Annotated in this window: 17 protein-coding genes and 1 riboswitch; of the genes, 9 read left to right on the top strand and 8 right to left on the bottom strand. The window is 52.1% G+C overall.

Translation table 11 applies throughout. The features are described 5' to 3' along the window. Positions 1 to 424 precede the first annotated feature (424 nt). From ACOBQJ_RS06395 to ACOBQJ_RS06365, 7 genes are all read right to left on the bottom strand, one after another. Positions 425 to 1,303: a pilus assembly protein TadG-related protein gene (locus tag ACOBQJ_RS06395; RefSeq protein ID WP_421070896.1), complete on the bottom strand. Its 879-nt coding sequence runs from the start codon at positions 1,301 to 1,303 to the stop codon at positions 425 to 427. Positions 1,304 to 1,390: 87 nt separating this feature from the next. Then, positions 1,391 to 1,477, bottom strand: a riboswitch (cyclic di-GMP riboswitch). 456 nt (positions 1,478 to 1,933) lie between these two features. Beyond that, positions 1,934 to 2,806: a Gmad2 immunoglobulin-like domain-containing protein gene (locus tag ACOBQJ_RS06390; protein ID WP_421070895.1), complete on the bottom strand. Its 873-nt coding sequence runs from the start codon at positions 2,804 to 2,806 to the stop codon at positions 1,934 to 1,936. A 76-nt stretch (positions 2,807 to 2,882) separates the two neighbouring features. Continuing rightward, a complete protein-coding gene (locus ACOBQJ_RS06385) occupies positions 2,883 to 3,614 on the bottom strand; it encodes a type 1 glutamine amidotransferase (RefSeq protein ID WP_421070894.1) in 732 nt (243 codons plus the stop codon). Beyond that, complete coding sequence (locus ACOBQJ_RS06380) at positions 3,586 to 4,986, bottom strand: MurT ligase domain-containing protein (RefSeq protein WP_421070893.1); 1,401 nt, start codon at positions 4,984 to 4,986, stop codon at positions 3,586 to 3,588. Before ACOBQJ_RS06380 ends, ACOBQJ_RS06385 begins: the two co-directional genes overlap by 29 nt. A gap of 197 nt (positions 4,987 to 5,183) precedes the next feature. After that, positions 5,184 to 5,366: a hypothetical protein gene (locus ACOBQJ_RS06375; RefSeq protein ID WP_421070892.1), complete on the bottom strand. Its 183-nt coding sequence runs from the start codon at positions 5,364 to 5,366 to the stop codon at positions 5,184 to 5,186. Between the two features lie 10 nt (positions 5,367 to 5,376). Continuing rightward, complete coding sequence (locus ACOBQJ_RS06370) at positions 5,377 to 6,330, bottom strand: MBL fold metallo-hydrolase (protein ID WP_421070891.1); 954 nt, start codon at positions 6,328 to 6,330, stop codon at positions 5,377 to 5,379. A gap of 8 nt (positions 6,331 to 6,338) precedes the next feature. Continuing rightward, positions 6,339 to 6,617, bottom strand: coding sequence for an acylphosphatase (locus tag ACOBQJ_RS06365; RefSeq protein WP_421070890.1), 279 nt, complete (start codon positions 6,615 to 6,617; stop codon positions 6,339 to 6,341). 173 nt (positions 6,618 to 6,790) lie between these two features. Here ACOBQJ_RS06365 and ACOBQJ_RS06360 point away from each other — a divergent pair, with 173 nt between their 5' ends. From ACOBQJ_RS06360 to ACOBQJ_RS06320, 9 genes are all read left to right on the top strand, one after another. Beyond that, positions 6,791 to 7,747, top strand: coding sequence for a S66 peptidase family protein (locus tag ACOBQJ_RS06360; protein ID WP_421070889.1), 957 nt, complete (start codon positions 6,791 to 6,793; stop codon positions 7,745 to 7,747). 249 nt (positions 7,748 to 7,996) lie between these two features. Continuing rightward, positions 7,997 to 8,578: a tryptophan transporter gene (locus ACOBQJ_RS06355; RefSeq protein WP_421070888.1), complete on the top strand. Its 582-nt coding sequence runs from the start codon at positions 7,997 to 7,999 to the stop codon at positions 8,576 to 8,578. Between the two features lie 27 nt (positions 8,579 to 8,605). Next, the gene (locus ACOBQJ_RS06350) at positions 8,606 to 9,448 is read left to right on the top strand and encodes an energy-coupling factor ABC transporter ATP-binding protein (RefSeq protein ID WP_421070887.1); all 843 of its coding nucleotides are present in this window, start codon (positions 8,606 to 8,608) and stop codon (positions 9,446 to 9,448) included. Further along, positions 9,448 to 10,299: an energy-coupling factor ABC transporter ATP-binding protein gene (locus tag ACOBQJ_RS06345; RefSeq protein WP_421070886.1), complete on the top strand. Its 852-nt coding sequence runs from the start codon at positions 9,448 to 9,450 to the stop codon at positions 10,297 to 10,299. The genes ACOBQJ_RS06350 and ACOBQJ_RS06345 overlap by 1 nt, the downstream gene beginning before the upstream one ends. Continuing rightward, complete coding sequence (locus ACOBQJ_RS06340; RefSeq protein ID WP_421070885.1) at positions 10,283 to 11,074, top strand: energy-coupling factor transporter transmembrane component T family protein; 792 nt, start codon at positions 10,283 to 10,285, stop codon at positions 11,072 to 11,074. The genes ACOBQJ_RS06345 and ACOBQJ_RS06340 overlap by 17 nt, the downstream gene beginning before the upstream one ends. A 94-nt stretch (positions 11,075 to 11,168) precedes the next feature. Further along, positions 11,169 to 12,941 (top strand): indolepyruvate ferredoxin oxidoreductase subunit alpha, encoded by a 1,773-nt coding sequence (gene iorA, locus ACOBQJ_RS06335; protein ID WP_421070936.1) that lies wholly within the window; start codon positions 11,169 to 11,171, stop codon positions 12,939 to 12,941. A 3-nt stretch (positions 12,942 to 12,944) separates the two neighbouring features. Then, positions 12,945 to 13,535, top strand: a complete 591-nt coding sequence (locus ACOBQJ_RS06330; RefSeq protein WP_421070884.1) for an indolepyruvate oxidoreductase subunit beta — start codon at positions 12,945 to 12,947, stop codon at positions 13,533 to 13,535. A 2-nt stretch (positions 13,536 to 13,537) separates the two neighbouring features. After that, entirely contained in the window at positions 13,538 to 14,815 is a 1,278-nt protein-coding gene (locus ACOBQJ_RS06325) for a phenylacetate--CoA ligase family protein (protein ID WP_421070883.1), read from the top strand. 353 nt (positions 14,816 to 15,168) lie between these two features. After that, positions 15,169 to 15,681: a DUF6125 family protein gene (locus ACOBQJ_RS06320; protein WP_421070882.1), complete on the top strand. Its 513-nt coding sequence runs from the start codon at positions 15,169 to 15,171 to the stop codon at positions 15,679 to 15,681. Here the strand turns inward: ACOBQJ_RS06320 and ACOBQJ_RS06315 are convergent. Further along, positions 15,678 to 16,211 carry an REP-associated tyrosine transposase gene (locus ACOBQJ_RS06315; RefSeq protein ID WP_421070881.1) on the bottom strand — a complete coding sequence of 178 codons (534 nt, stop codon included), beginning with the start codon at positions 16,209 to 16,211 and terminating at the stop codon, positions 15,678 to 15,680. The two genes, ACOBQJ_RS06320 and ACOBQJ_RS06315, sit on opposite strands and share 4 nt — an antisense overlap. Between the last annotated feature and the right edge of the window lie 194 nt (positions 16,212 to 16,405).

Below are 16,405 nucleotides of genomic sequence, written 5' to 3'. Positions count from 1 at the left end.
CTTCCCGTTTGTTACAAAAACTTCCGGTTTCCACCCAGGGCAGCATAAGCTTTAGATGAATATTACATTATATGCGAAAATGGCAAAAAGAAGAATGAAGGCAGCCCGCGGGGAAACCTGAAGACAGCGTTATATGCCGAAAGCTTCCTTATATAATATAGATATAATCACAAAGAGTTTCCGGATCTTGCATAATATGTTGTACACAATAAAAAAGCCACAGTAAATTCTGTGGCAAAATCAAAAAACGGGGACATCCCTCGGCCCATGAGCCAAGCTCCAGATAGAGGTGTGGCCCCGTTCCTTATGTCTGGTATCACTAAACGTTAGACGGTACTAGAATATGTGTAATATTATTGGGGCTTTGCATGTGTGGTAAAAGAACCGTACCTGTCACCCACACGGCCATTTGTTCGGCTAACTGTTATTCAACTAATGCTGGTGAACTATCGATATTTTCAAAATCATCAACAGATGTTAAATCTTCATATACTTCCTCTACTATAACTTTCGCTGTCTTATCGTCATAATGCCTTACTGTGCATTTTAAAAGAACTATATATTCTGAAGGTATTCTGGTTTCCTGACCCACATTACCATCAGGGTACACAAAGCTACCTGGTTTTCCATTTTTCGTTATTGTCGGGATTGTCGTCCCGGGTATCATTACGTCATTAGAAAGGCTTAAAAGATATACCGTGGCGCCATCTGGGCATATATCTCCTACTTCATCTTTCACATTAGCCATTTTACCATTTCCGTGCACCGCCCCTATCTCTGGGTCATATTGATACATAACCACGTGAGCAGGTGTGTTAAGACGTTCTTTATTACCCTTGCCTTCTTTATCCCATATTTCAATTTCCTCGCCTTTTTCATATGGGTCCCAATTTATAAATGGCAACGTTCCTCCATTAAAGCCTTTTTTTTGAGCAACAGCGCGAGCTGATATATCTGTATTCGTAAATCCTATAATTCTAGCGAATGTATGCGAAACTTTTCTTTTACATACAACCTCAATTTTGTTTGGGTCACCATCATATCCAGCCGTAGCTATGGTATCTGATTCTTGGACACCATTTTTCCCGGCATAAGTTACTGCTGTGTTCTCTGCAGTACTTTCATCCGGCAAATCATGCGCCCCGGCTAAAGCCGATGCATCGGCAGCACTCTGCAGTTTCGTTCTTGTTAAAGTCATAGACCCCACATCAACTGCCAAAGCCGCAAATCCCATTAACACTACAAGTGCCAAAGCAAACAGTATCAGTACTTGTCCATCTTCATTTGTGACAAATTTTTTCATTCAAATCCCTCCTACTCATAACAAGGCTGAGTTAAATACAAGAACCTGCCGGTGGCAGTTGGCCAGGCAGGTGCATAAAATCTCTGCTTCGGTAATCAGGCTGTCATAGGCATCATGGCCCTTAGACCCTTGACTTTGCGTCCTCGCCTTTTGACGAGTTTGCCTTTATCGGCTACGTATTACGACCTGTAGCCTTCCGAATTATAAAGTTATCTGATAAAAACATGAACAGTGGGTTGTTAGGCTGTTCTCACAGCTACATGACTACATAAATTAACATTGTATAAATGGTAACAAATGGTTCAAACAATAACACCACCAATTTGTCTAATTAGTATGTATACAAAAGTATAAATTTGTAATATTTTCTTGGCTAAATAGCAAAAATGGGGACATACCCCAGCCTGAGATTCAGGCACCAAACGAGGTGTGTCCCCATTCCTTTATCAAACATGTTTTGTCTTGCAGGGTTGAGTTAACCCGATTCAATGTACGGCTGAAGCCGTACCTACAAATTCAGTCGTCGGTCGTCAGGCGTTTGATGTCGTTTACAGGGTCGGCTTCAGCCGGCCAAATGTGGCGGGATAAATCCAGCCCTACAACAAGATTACCCATTTCTCACGTCTCAAATCACCAATTTACCGGGACCGACACCTTGTCCAGCTCTTTCCCGTCCTTGGGGCTCGTCCAGTATACTTCCAGCTCACCCTGTCCCGGTGACGTAGCGTTAAAGTTCAGTGAATATTTGAAATCGCCACGTCCGGGCGCGCCCTCCGACGCAGTCGTAAACCCTTCAGCGATCATTTTGCCGGTATTATCGACCAACCTGATATTTACTGTCGCTTCAAAAACTCTGGCGCTGCCGGATACCTCCAGCGGTGAAGCAACTTTTTGGCCGGGCTTCGGGCTGTTCACCCAGATGGCAGGCTCGTTTACATTTGACAGGTCCCGGCTGAAAGGCTGCTCGTACAGTCCGACATGCCCCCACCAGTCCATCGCCTCGTCAGTTTTACCTTCCACCGTGAAAGAGACTTTCTTGATTTCCGGAAACTCTGTCAAAGTATTGACTATGCTTTGTATGCCCAGGGCCTCCCCGGATGCTCCCACGTTAGCGTTAAGGACTTCCTTCGAAAAGTCTACTGTGGCCAGTCCGTCCTTTATATTAATTCCCTTTATTTTTGTCGCTTGCGGCAGGACCCTGGCCGCGCCCGGGATAACCGGGCTTGTATTGATCAGCTCTTCCAGCGCCGCCCTGGCCGGTTCGTTCGTAAAAGGCAGCTGGTGGACCTCCCTGACCAGGTAAGCGTCATCTTCAGTTGTCTTAACATAATACACCGCCAGGCTTGATTTCTGCTCGGAAACCTGTTGACCCTGCTGGCCGCCTGGTGTGGTTCCGTTGTTCTTCCCGCCCAACGCGCCACAGCCCGCCAGGGCAGCTGAAACCAGTAATAACAGTACTATGGCTATTGCAATAAGGACTCTCTTTCTTTTGTACCGGGCCATATTGGAAACCTCCTTTATACCAGGATATTTATATAGTTCCACAGAAACAAAAATTAACCTTCATTTTTTAATAGAGTCAATTTGCCTTAAGGCCCAGGCGCCCCAGTAAGGCCGCGCGGGCGCGCTCCTCAAAAATGTCGTCAAGGGGCTTTAATTCCAGGTCAACGTCGCGTCTTCTCAGAGCAAGCCTGATTAAATAATCCGTCAGCCTGGCGTTTTTCGGCAGCAGCGGACCGTGCAAATAAGAACAGAAAACATTTTTGTACCTCGCGCCTTCCAAACCGTCCCTGCCGTTGTTGCCTTTTCCGTACAGCACTTTTCCCAGGGGCTTGATTTTGCCCAGGGTGGTCTGCCCGGAATGGTTTTCAAACCCGACGACTTTTACCCTCCGTCCGTCCTGGACCATTTCTATTACAGCGTTCCCCACCAGCCTGGTATCCCCCGCCCTGGTATAAAGGTCCAGGATGTCCAGGCCCGGTATACGCCTGCCGTCCCCGGTCAAATAATACCGGCCGAGCAGCTGGTAGCCCCCGCAGATGGCCAGCACCACCAGACCATTTTCCACAGCTTCCTTAAACTGATCCCGGCGTTTCATCAAGTCGGCCGCGATCAGGTTCTGCTCACGGTCCGAGCCGCCGCCGAGAAAAACAAAGTCATATTTGTTAAAATCCATGTTCTCGCCAAGGCTTTTATTTATTACCTGCACGGGGATATTCCGCCACTGGCAGCGCTTCTGGAACGCAATGACATTACCCCTGTCGCCGTAAAGGTTCAGGAGATCAGGATACAGATGACATGCGCTTATCATTTGCATCCCCCTTCCCGGCCAGGTATTTTACAATCTTGTGCACCGGCCGCAGGGCCGTATAAGTTGAAAAAAGGTAGGTTGACCCGGCCTGGCCGTTCAGCGCGGTCTTTATAGCCTGGCGCATATCCGTGTTTACCACGATTTTTTCCGTGGGCACACCGGCATATTTCAAGCGCAGCGCCATGTCTTCCCCACGCAGTCCCGAACAAACGAAACGCCTTAAGAATTTATGGTCTGCGCCCAGCATTTCAAAATCCACATCCCAGATCCAGGAAATGTCCCTGCTGTCGGCATAGTTGTCGTTGAGGGCGATAAATACATCTTTTGTCCCCTGCGCTTTATAAAGGGTTACAAGTCCCTGGTTGAAACCGGTCGGGTTTTTTACCAGGTTTAAGTAAGCATGTTTTTTTCCGTAGGTGAACTTTTCCATCCGCCCGGCCGCAGGCTGGTATTTTTTTAAGCTGCTCAGTATGGTCCGCGTGTCAATACCCAGCTTCATGCCCACGGAAAAGGCCGCCATGGCGTTAAAGATGTTGTGCAGGCCCTGGGTCTGTATTTCCAGGGGGACAGCTATTTCGTTATAAATAAGTTTAAAGCTGTTCAAATCTCCGGCTGCTCCTGTTTTTATGGCTTCCACCTGCGGCCGCGGCCTTTTGAAGTGGCAGCCCAGGCAGGTGTATGAACCAAGCTGGCCGTAGTGGAAGTATTCGTAATCAAGGACAGAACCACAAAACGGGCAGAATTTCGACTCTCTGGTCTGTGTGCTCGTTTTATTTGAACTTTCATCCCCGGCCAGGCCAAAAAAATATGACTGAAGGCCGGTTGTGTCTTTGAACTGGGCCACCAGCGGGTCGTCTGCGTTCAATACAAGGGCCGTCTGCTTTAACACGCGCAGCGAGTCCCATATAACACCGATTACTTTTTCCAGCTCCCAGTATCTGTCCAGTTGGTCCCGGAAGAAATTGGTGAGCACTACCACTTTGGGAGTCAGGTTTTTCAGCACATCCGGGATTGAAGCCTCATCCACTTCGATAACGGCGTAGTCACAGTCAATTTTTCCTGAAGTGAGTGAATTTATTATAAAACTGGTGGTGACCCCGCTGATCATGTTGGCGCCTTCCCGGTTTGATATAACCTTAAAACCGGCTTCATTCAGCACCCCGGCGATCATGTTGGCAGTGGTGGTCTTGCCGTTAGTTCCGCTGACCACGATCATACCTTTTCGCACCTGGGCGGCCAGTTCTTTTAGGACCGGGGGATAAAACACGCGGGCAAGCATGCCGGGCAGAGAAGACCCTTCGTAGCCGCAAGCCCGGCTCAGCTTATTCGCCGCCTTACCGGCCAGTATTGCCGAAGCCAACCTGAATTTCAATTTATACTCTCCTAATATATATGACGTATGGGAACGTCCCCAGGTTCTAGGGAACGGTGTCCCAAATAATTTATCCCGCCTATTTGTGCGGCTGAAGCCGCACCTACATTTATCACGTCTCACTTCTAATTTCGCGCGTCTCAAAGGGTGTGTACCCATGCCTTTGTTCGGCTGATGCCGAACCTACCAGAAAGACGTTAGTCGTCAGACGCCGGACATCGGTACTTCCTGCATATCTGCTTGGCTGTTGTATGCAGCCACCCTGTAAGGCCGGATTTATCCCGCCATCCATTCGGGGCCATTCCCAGCTGTTGTAGGGCGGGATCTATCCCGCCAAAAATGTGCGGCTGAAGCCGCACCTGCAGGATCTCACGTCTCACGTCTCATTTCTCACGTCTTCTTATGATATACCGATACCCCATTAATCTCTTCCCTGGCTATCCTGCCTGTCTCGAGCAGGTAGTCCAGGTGGGCGAAAACCTCGGAAATACCGAGAAAAACTTGAAAGCCCCTGATTTTAGGGTAAAGACGGCGCATTACCTGGTATGCTGTTATGCTGTTCTCCTCAACAATGTTTTGGATTACTTCCAGGCGCCGCATATGGTGTCGCCGGGCCTTTGCCGTTATTTCCCTGTTATCATTTATAGTTTCTCCATGACCTGGCAAATTTATCCTTACATCTATTTCTTCTATCTTGTCAATGCTGTCCAGGTATTGTTTCAAGGCCGGGGTCCTCCGGCTGAAATCAAGGTGGTCAGCCTCCACTACCGGGTTGGGTGTAATGCGCTTCAGCAAAAAATCCCCCGCCAGCAGCTCTCTGCCCACGGGATTATAAAGGCAGATATGCCCGCTGGTGTGTCCCGGCAGGTGCAGTACCCGCAGCGAGCCGCCCTCAAAATGAAGTTCTTCGCCGCCGGCCACTGCTTCAATGATAGAATCCGGCAGCACCGGCTTAACAACCGGGTCGGTGTCGTCAAGGATGTCCTTTAACTCGTTTTCAGGCAGCCCGCCCTCGGCGAAAAAGGGAAATCTTTCCTGGTAATAAATATATTCAGGAGTTAGCTTTCTTATTTCAAGTTTATGTACAAAAACTCTGGCTTTTGCTTTTTCAGCCACCCAGGCTGCCAGCCCGCTGTGATCCGAGTGGTTGTGGGTGATCAGCACTCTCCTGATGTCTTTTACTGCGACGCCCAAAGAAGACAGCCCTTCCTCCAGGCTGTCTATTGCCTCAGCCGTTTCCGGCCCGGGGTCGATCAGAGTAAAGGGCTGGTTTTTAACCAGGTAGGCATTAACCGGGCCGACCGAATATGGTGTGGGTACCATAATTTTATGTATTTCCAGCATTTTTTCTCCTAAAAAGCAATATTAAATTTGTCAAACTCACCGGTGTAATTTTCCCAAGTCACACTCACACCCGAGACTTCCGCCCCCGGCGGTCCCAGGCGGCACCAGTTGATTAAATTCTCAACGCCATCGCGGCTGCCCTCAACAACTACTTCCACATTGCGGTCGGGCATGTTTTGGACCCAGCCGGTCAGGCCCAGGGCCGCGGCCTGGTCGCAGGTCTCCACCCGGAAATATACACCCTGCACTTTGCCGCTTACAATTAGGTGCGCACGTACATTTGACATTGCCTACCTCCCAAGAAAAAGCTAGCGCTGTTTTTGTTTTTATTATAACAAAAAACCGGTGATTTTTTTAAAGGCGACAAAATCTCACGGGTTATTCAATTCTTTTATTGCCATACTGAACTTTTAACAACGTTCATATGATATAGAAACTGATTAAAATGAGGTAGATCACGTTGATCCAAAAACCTGCCGCCCTTGCGCCGGGCTCAACCCTGGGGATAATCGCGCCGGCGGGTCCGGCGCGGGACCTGTTACCTGTAGCCGAAGGGATTAAAATGATCGAAGGCCTGGGTTTCAGGGTTTCGATGGCCTCAAACGTTTTAAACAAAAATAAATACCTGGCGGGAACGGAACCTGAGCGCCTGGATGATATTCACAGGATGTTTCTTGACCCGGAGATAGACGGGATAATTTGTCTGCGGGGCGGCTACGGCAGCATGAAAATCCTCCCTGATATAAACTACCGGTCCGTCCGCCGCAGCCGGAAATTATTCGTGGGATACAGCGACATAACCGCACTGCAGCTGGCCATATGGAAAATGGCCGGGCTGGTAACCTTTTCCGGGCCCATGCTCTTACCCGACCTGGGACGCAAACCCAGCGACTATACCCTGAGCCATTTTTACCGAGCCCTCACTGACCCGCGCCCGCTCGGCCCCGTTCCCTGCGCGCCCGGCCTGAAAAAAACCGTGCTCCTCCCCGGCCGCTCCAGCGGGCGTTTAATCGGGGGCAACCTTACCATGGTAACCGCGACTCTTGGCACTCCCTATGAAATTGACACCAGGGGCGCCATCCTGCTCCTTGAGGATGTGGATGAACAGCCTTACCGGGTTGACCGCATGCTGCAGCAGATGCGTCTGGCCGGTAAATTTAACCATGCGGCCGGGGTGGTTTTCGGTGATTTTACAAACTGCGAGGTTGAAGATAAAGACACTTCTTTTACCCTGCCGGAGGTTTTTGAAGCCGCCGTTAAAGGACTGCATATTCCCTGTTTCCATGGACTTTCCGTAGGGCACGGCCGGCACAAGGCCACCATCCCCCTGGGTGTGCGGGCGGAGATTGACGCGGACGTCTGCTCGCTGAAAATAATTGAGTCCGCCCTAACGCCGCGCAATAATAAAATATATTAATAATATTATAAGTATAATTATTGCTGACATCTTCAACCCGCTGTGATAAAATGTATCCAGGTTGAAGGGTAGCCTTCTTCTGTGAGCAGAGTGTTTGGCCGAAAACTTAATATTGTGAGGTGAGCTGAGTATGAGGTGAGCTTAGGCGAGGTAAGCTGAGTGTTTTTTTTGTTTTACCTGTGAACCGGGCTCTGGCCTGGTTTTTCTGATTTTACGGCTGCAATTTGAAAATTAAGGAGGTCTTTACTCATGTCTGAGACAAAAACGATTAATTTTGATAATAATGATACTGTTCTAATGGGAAACAAAATGGTCCGCTCCAAGCAGCTGGCCGTGGTAGCGGTACTCCTCGCCATCGGCGCTGTCCTGCGCGCGGTCACCCCGCCTATCGCAGGCATCACACCGAACTTCGTTATCGCCATGTACTGCCTGGCCATACTCCTCATCCGCCCAAATTTGGGCGGCGCTATCGGTGTCGGGCTGGTCGGCGGCGCGGTGGCAATGATCTTTTCCAAGTCGCCCATCCCTTATTTGAACCTGATCTCAGAACCCGCCGGCGCGCTGGCCTGCGCTTTCATCGTCAGCTGCCTGCCGGAATTCTCTGTAAAGAATTATTCTTTTAAGCCGGTCCTCGCGGCCGCGATAGGCACGCTTGTAAGCGGGCTGGTCTATATAACCCTGAATTTCAAGTTCGCCCTGGACCTGCCACCGGAAAAACTCATGATCGCATGGAATGCAGCCTTTATTACCGTGGTGCTTCCCGTCACTGCCATCAACGCTGTTTTGGCCCAGATCCTGTACGCCCCGGCTAAAAAGTTTTTAAGGGCGTAAAACCGCTTTAAGAAGGAGCCGATTAAAATGGCTGTGCTGGAAATAAATAATTTCACCTTCAGCTACTCGCAGTCGACGCGCCCCGCGCTGAGGGACATCAACATCAAAATTGACAAAGGTAAATTCATCGGCATCACCGGTCCGACTGGGGCGGGCAAAACCACCCTGGCCTGCTGCCTGAACGGGATTATCCCCCACTTCTACGGCGGCAGTGTGCGGGGGCAGATAGACCTCCACGGATCGTCGATATTCAACAGGAGCGCGGCGCAGATCTCCCGCCATGTGGGCAGTGTTTTCCAGGACCCCGAGTCGCAGATCGTTTCCCTGGACGTGGAGCAGGAAATCGCGTTTGGACTGGAAAACCAGGCCTGCCCGCCTGCGGAAATAGAGAAAAGGATCGCCGCGGCTTTGGAACTGGCGGGCATTTCCGACCTGCGCCGTCGCGCCACCGCCACCCTGTCCGGCGGGCAGAAACAGCGTGTCGCCGTGGCCTCGGCGCTGGCCATGCAACCGGAGATACTGCTGCTGGATGAGCCGACTTCAGAACTGGACCCGGTGGGGACCGAGGACATATTTCAGGTCCTGAGCCGCATAAACAAGGAGCACGGCATTACCATAATTGTAATCGAACAAAAAACCGACCAACTGGCGGCCCACGCCGACAGAATTTTAGTTTTAAACGACGGCAACCTTGTGATGGACGGTGAACCCTGGCAGGTCTTTTCCAGGCAGGAAGAGCTGGACGCCATCGGCGTCAGGATTCCCCAGGTTACCAGGCTGGCCGGGCTGCTGGGCGGCAGTGACAGGTATTCACTGCCGCTGACAGTGGAACAGGCACGCATATTTGTAGAGAGGCTGGTGCGCAGGTAATGGCTGCAGCAAAGGCGCAGATAACTATCGACAATCTCACCTACGGCTATGACCGGGAACACCCGGTCCTGAAAAATATTTCACTGGAGATTTTTAAAGGCGAGTGCGTGGCCATCATCGGCCAGAACGGGGCGGGCAAAACCACCCTGGCCAAACACTTAAACGGCCTGAACAAACCTGCTTCCGGCAGTGTCGCCATTAACGGGCAGGATACCAGGTCTCTAAAGGTATCCGCCCTGTCCAGGACGGTCGGCTACGTGTTCCAGAACCCCGACCACCAGATCTTTCACGACGCCGTGGGCAAAGAGGTGGCATTCGGTCTAAAAAACTTCCGGCTGCCTGCCGCAGAAATTGAAGAAAGGGTTTCTGAAGCTCTGGCCGCGGTCGGGCTGACAGAACACTACCTTTCCTACCCGTTTAACCTTAGCAAGGGCCAGCGCCAACGGGTAGCGCTGGCCTCGGTGCTGGCCATGCGGACTGAAGTAATCGTTTTAGACGAGCCCACCACGGGGCAGGATTACAAGGAATCCGTCCAAATCATGGATATGGTCGGTGATCTGAACAAGAAAGGCCACACTGTTATCTTTATCACCCACGACATGTCCCTGGTAGCCGGTTATGCCGGCAGGGCCGTGGTACTGTGTGAGGGGGAAATCATAGCTGACGGCCCGGTACGTTCCGTATTCGCCCGGCCGGAGGTGCTGTTAAAAAGCTACCTCAGCCCGCCCCAGATTACCGCGCTGGCCCAAAGCCTGAACAGGCACTCGTTTCCGCCGGATGTCCTGAGCGTGGCCGAAATGTACGGCCTGCTGACAGAAAAGAGGGGTGTGAAAATTGGCTGCTGCAGTTGAGTATATCTCTGTTAATTCGCCTGTACACAGGCTCAACGCGGTTACAAAAATGCTCTGGGCCCTGGCCATACTCGTATGCGGCCTCATGTTCAACGACTACCGCTACCTGCTGGCCCTGCTGGCTTCCGTCCTGATTATAGCGTGCGCGGCCGGGATAATCAAAAACCTGCTGCCGGTATCGGTGGGGCTGTCAGTATTCGCACTGGTCCTTTTGCTGATCCAGGCCCTGTTTTATGACCAGGGAAACGTCCTGTTTCATATCATTCCCGTCTACAATAAGCTGCCTGTCACCGATTACGGGCTGCTGACCGGGGTGGCCATGGCCGCCAGGATGATGTCCATTGTGCTGAGCTTTCTGGTACTGCTGTCGACCACCCGCATTCAAGACCTCGTCTTTACCATGGTGGAAAAACTTAAGGTCCCCTATGATTACGCTTTTATGTTTATGACCGCGCTGCGGTTCATCCCCACTTTTCTCGGGGAAGTAAGGCAGGTAAGTGAGGCGCAGCAGGCCAGGGGCCATGCAGTGGAGGGGTTTAACCCGGTTAAGAAGATCCGTTCTTACGCCCCTGTCGCCGTGCCGCTGGTGCTGGTCTCTTTAAACAAAGCAGAAAATCTTGCTTTGGCCATGGAAACAAGGGGATACAGCGGCGGGCGTCGAACTTATTTAAAAAAGCCGGGTGTTACAGGAAGCGATTACATTTTCGGCGCTGTACTCCTCCTCCTGCTGGTCTGCGGCATTGCCGCCAGGGCCGGGGGTTATGGAACCATGTGACATTAAGCGCCCAGCACTTTTTTAAGGACAGTACCCTGCCTCCCTGCTTTTATCATGTTCAATTGGGGGTTTAATTTTGGCTGTAAAATTATTAATGGGAAATGAAGCGATCGCGTACGGCGCCGTAGAGGCAGGCGTACAGGTCGCCGCCGCTTACCCGGGCACCCCGTCCTCTGAAATCCTGGGGACCCTGTCCTCCATGGCCGGGGAGCATGGTTTTTACGCGGAGTGGTCCGTCAATGAAAAAGCCGCCCTGGAAACCGCCGCCGGCGCGTCAATCGCAGGCGCAAGGTCCCTGGCTGCCATGAAGCAGGTCGGGCTCAATGTGGCTTCCGACCCGTTGATGAGCCTTGCTTACATCGGCGTAAAAGGCGGCCTGGTGCTGGTGGTGGCGGACGACCCCGGGCCGCACAGTTCACAGACCGAACAGGACACGCGCAAATTTGCCCAGTTCGCCAAGCTGCCTGTGCTGGACCCGTCAAATCCGGCCGAAGCCAGGGAAATGATAAAATACGCTTTTGAACTGTCTGAAAAGCTGCTGCTGCCTGTTATCCTGAGGCCGACCACACGGACCTGCCACGCCTGCCAGGATGTCGAGCTGCCGGACAATATCCGGGAACCGCTGCCGCCAGCCGGCTTTACAAAAAGTAATGACTGGGTAATTTTCCCCAGCCTGTCCGCGCGCAAGCACGTCTGGCTGAACAAACAGCAGGAAGCGGCCAGGGACATCCTGGGGTCATCAACCTTTAACAGCCTTGAAATTGATAATAATTCCACAGTCGGCATTGTCGCCTGCGGATTAAGTTATAATTATGTACGGGAAGCATTAAAACTTACGGGCCTCAAGGCCTCTGTCTTAAAAATAGGCACTCCTTATCCCCTGCCCGCCGGTCCGGTACTGGAACTGTTTAAACACGCGGAAAGAGTCCTGGTTATTGAAGAACAGGAACCTGTGGTGGAAGACCAGGTTATCTCGCTGGCGTGGCAGCACCGCCTGGAGTCCCGCATTTCGGGAAAACACGACCGTCTGGTACCCAGGGAAGGGGAATTTAATGTAGACAAAATTAAAGCAATTATTGAGAAATACTTTGGCCGCGAGGCTGCGCCGGCGGAGGATGAGACCATCCCCGCACTGCCGCTGCGCACGCCTATACTCTGCGCCGGCTGCCCTCACCGGGCCTCTTTCTATATTTTTAAAGAAGCGGCCCGCGGGACAGACGCGGTCTTTACCGGTGACATCGGCTGCTATACCCTGGGCGCCATACCCCCTTTAAACGCGGTGGACACCTGCCTGTGCATGGGCGCCAGCATCACCATGGCCGCCGGCCTGCACCGGGCTGAGCCGGGCCGCAGGCATGTGGCCTTCCTGGGTGACTCCACGTTTTTCCACTCCGGCGTCACCGGGCTGATCAACGCTGTTTACAACCGGGCCGACATTACCGTGGTCATCCTGGACAACCGCACCACCGCCATGACCGGCCACCAAACCCACCCCGGTATGGGTAAAACAGCCATGGCCGAGGAAGCGGCGCGTGTGGATATTGCCAGCCTGGTTAAAGCCTGCGGAGTTGATTTTGTGCGCGAGGTCGACCCCTTCGACCTGGCTGCGGCTGGCGAAGCCGCCAAAGCGGCGATGGACCACAGCGGCACTTCCGTGGTAATCATGCGGCGTGACTGCGCGGCGCTGGTTAAAAAAGAACAGCCATACTCCATAAGCAGCGACGACTGCGTTAACTGCGGCGCCTGCGTGGAAGACCTGGGATGCCCAGCCATAGGCAGGCGCGACGGACTTCCAGTTATAAATTCGAACTGCGCCGGCTGCGGTGTCTGCTCCCGGATCTGCCCGGCTAAAGCCATCAGGAGGTAGAACATGAAACTTGACGTTGTAATCAGCGGAGTCGGCGGGCAGGGCTCGATACTGGCTTCCAGAGCCCTGGCCGATGCGGCGATGGCAAGCGGGCTGAACGTGCTCACGTCGGAGGTTATCGGCATGGCCCAGCGGGAAGGCCCGGTGACAAGCCATATCAGGATCGGAGATGATCTCTGCGGCGCTTTAATCCCGGACCGTGAGGCTGATTTTTTGATCGGCCTTGAACTTTCAGAGACTGTGCGCGGCCTCGGCAAACTTAAACCGGGCGGCACGGTTATCACCAGCGAGTCGGCGATTATACCGGTTTCCGTGCAGCTGGGACTTTCCAAATATGACAGAGAAGCATACATCCGGCACATCAGAGAGCAGGCTGAAAAAGCGATTTTTCTGGACCTTGAGAACCTGTCTCTCCAGGCGGGCAACCCCCGAGCCGGCAACGTGATTATTATGGGTGCGTTATCAACATGCCCGGAACTGCCGCTGAAGCCGGAACAGCTCCTGCGTTCAATCCTGCGGCTCGTTCCTGAAAAATATAAAGAAATGAATACCCGTGCCTTTGAAATAGGGCGCCAGGCAATGGAGGCATCGTAAGAATGTTAGCATCGTCCAACAAGAAAACTGCAAACTTGGAACAGGTCTTCGCCTGCCAGGAGGAAAAGCTGCGGGAGCTCGTGCCCCGCGTATATTCAGGGTCCCCCTTTTACCGCCGCAAACTGGACGAGGCCGGGGTTGACCCCCACAGTGTAAAAACTATTGCTGACCTGGGCAGGCTGCCCTTCACCACGAAAGAAGAACTGCGGACCGGTTACCCCCTGGGCCTGATGGCCGTTCCCGAGGAACAGGTGGTCAGGATCCATTCCTCATCCGGCACCACCGGCAAACCGGTGATTGTTCCTTACACCGCCAACGATGTCGCCACCTGGGCCGAGATGATGTCCCGCTGTATGGCCATAACCGGTGTTACGAACAGGGACCGCGTCCAGGTAACCCCGGGCTACGGCCTGTGGACCGCCGGGATAGGTTTTCAGGCAGGTGTGGAGCGCCTCGGCGCCATGGCCATCCCGACCGGCCCCGGCAACACGGAAAAACAGATTGAGATGATGCTCGACCTGAAAACAACCGTCCTCTGCTCCACTTCCTCCTACGCGCTGCTGATCGCTGAAGAAATCCAAAGGAGGGGCCTGTTGGACCAGATCAGCCTGCGCCTCGGCATCATCGGGTCGGAGCGCTGGGGAGATAAAATGCGGGCCAGGATTGAAGAAATGCTCGGCATTGAAACTTTTGATATTTACGGACTAACTGAAATATATGGCCCGGGCACTTCCATCGACTGCCCTGAGCACCGCGGGCTGCATTACTGGTACGAGCACCTGCTGTTTGAAGTAATAGACCCGGTTACCGGCCGGCAGCTGCCACCCGGGCAGGAAGGCGAGCTGGTGGTAACGACTCTGACCAAGGAGGGCATGCCCCTGCTGCGCTACCGCACCCGCGACATCACCAGCATCGTGCCGGAAATGTGCCCGTGCGGCAGCCCTTACCCCATGCACGCGCGCATACTTGGCCGCACTGACGACATGATTAAGATCAAGGGCGTGAATATTTACCCCGGCCAGGTGGACCACGTGCTCAAGATCACCGAAGGCGCCGGCAGTGAGTACCAGATCATAGTCAACAGGGATCAGGGCAAAGACAATATCCTGATCAAGGTCGAATGCCAGGAGGGAGCTCCAGCCGAACAGGTAGCCGCCCTGCTTCGCAAAAATGTAAAAGCCCGCATCGGTATTTTAACCGCCATCGAAGCCGTCCCGCCCGGCGCACTGCCGCGCAGCGAGAAAAAAAGCAAGCGCGTCTTCGACTACAGAGACTCCTAAACCGTGTCACGGGGACGGTTCTCTTGACACATCGGGGACATTCCTCGGCCTTGAAGCAGGCTCCAAATAGAGGTGTGTCCCCATTCCTCTGTTCACGGGGACGGTTCTTTTGACACGCTTTCCAAAGGGCACCGGGGTTCTCCGCGTAAGTGAACAGTTCTCCCGGCCTGTTCCGCCCTATATCTCCATTCACTTTCGACGCCTGGCCGGATTTTTCCGGCCATATTAGTTGGAGTGATTAAAACAATCAAAGTGAATTCTAATCGTTACAGTCGTGTTCTCAGCAGCAGTAAGTATTCACTGTTGTGATATAATTTTATTGTTACAATTTAGCCATGTGGGAGGGGCGCCCTGTGAAATATCCCTTGCTGGACCATAAAGACCGTGAATTTCTTATTTCCCTGTTGGAGGATATGGCCAAAAGGTGGCTTGCACATGACGGGCTGTGGTTTCAAGCGGTTGAAAAAGAACTGGGCATGGAGGCCGCTATAAAAATAGACGCAGCCGCCTGGGAGAAGTTTTCAAAAGTCGAAGCGGAAAGAATTAAAGCGATGCTCGGGCTGCCCGATAACGGAGGGATCCCGGCGTTGAAAAAAGCGCTTGGACTTAGGTTATACGCTTTTATTAACAAGCAGGAAATCATTGACGTAGATCCAAACAAAATAATTTTCAGAATGAACGACTGCCGTGTACAGTCAGCGAGAAAGCGAAAGGGCCTGCCCGACTTCCCCTGTAAAACAGTGGGGCTGGTGGAATACTCGATTTTTGCAAAGTCGATCGACCCGCGTATAAACACCAGGTGCCTCGCCTGCCCCCCCGACGAACACCCGGATGATTATTACTGCGCCTGGGAATTTTGGATCTAGTTTCCGCACGTTTGGATGTCGGCTATAGTCGAGCTTATTTGTGCGGCCGTTATCAGTTGTAGGGCGGGCTTCAGCCCGCCATTTTTAAAGCCATATTGCGTCCCAGAGCGGATAATCTCCAATGTTTGCAACCAATCCTGAACGCAAAGGATTTGCAACCAAATAACGCGATATAACATATCTTCATAATCTCTTATTGCATGGTCATAATATGCTCTCTGCCAAACCGGACCCTGCCGCATTAATGCTTTGTTTACCTTTGTCGCAGAACGACCCTTGAGAAGCATCATAACAGTGGGAAGGGCATGTTCTTCTCCTAGCTGGAAAACCCAGTGTAAGTGATCTGGCATTAAAACCCAGGCAATTGATTGAACAATTTTTTCATTGTGCAGCCGCCGCATTTCTTCAACTACTTTTCTGCCAAGAAAAATATTAGTAAAAAATGGCACACGGTTATTGACAACTGTGGTGACAAAATAAATTTGACTGACAGAAGAAATCCTTCCTTTTATCAAGTCATTGTAAGACATATAGTCTCCTTAAACTAATATTGTGCGGCTGAAGCCGCACCTACAGTTTACGTGTTCTTGCTACCTAACAGTATGTCTCCTCATTTTACGTTGTAGGGCGGGATTCATCCCGCCATTATATGGCTTGCGTGTCAAAAGAACCGTCCCCTTGACACGATCGTGTCAGAAGAACCGTCCCCTTGACACGGAAGAAC

The organism is Pelotomaculum propionicicum, assembly GCF_048984525.1.
Lineage (GTDB): Bacteria > Bacillota > Desulfotomaculia > Desulfotomaculales > Pelotomaculaceae > Syntrophopropionicum > Syntrophopropionicum propionicicum_A.
This window is presented reverse-complemented; position numbering and strand designations above follow the sequence as displayed.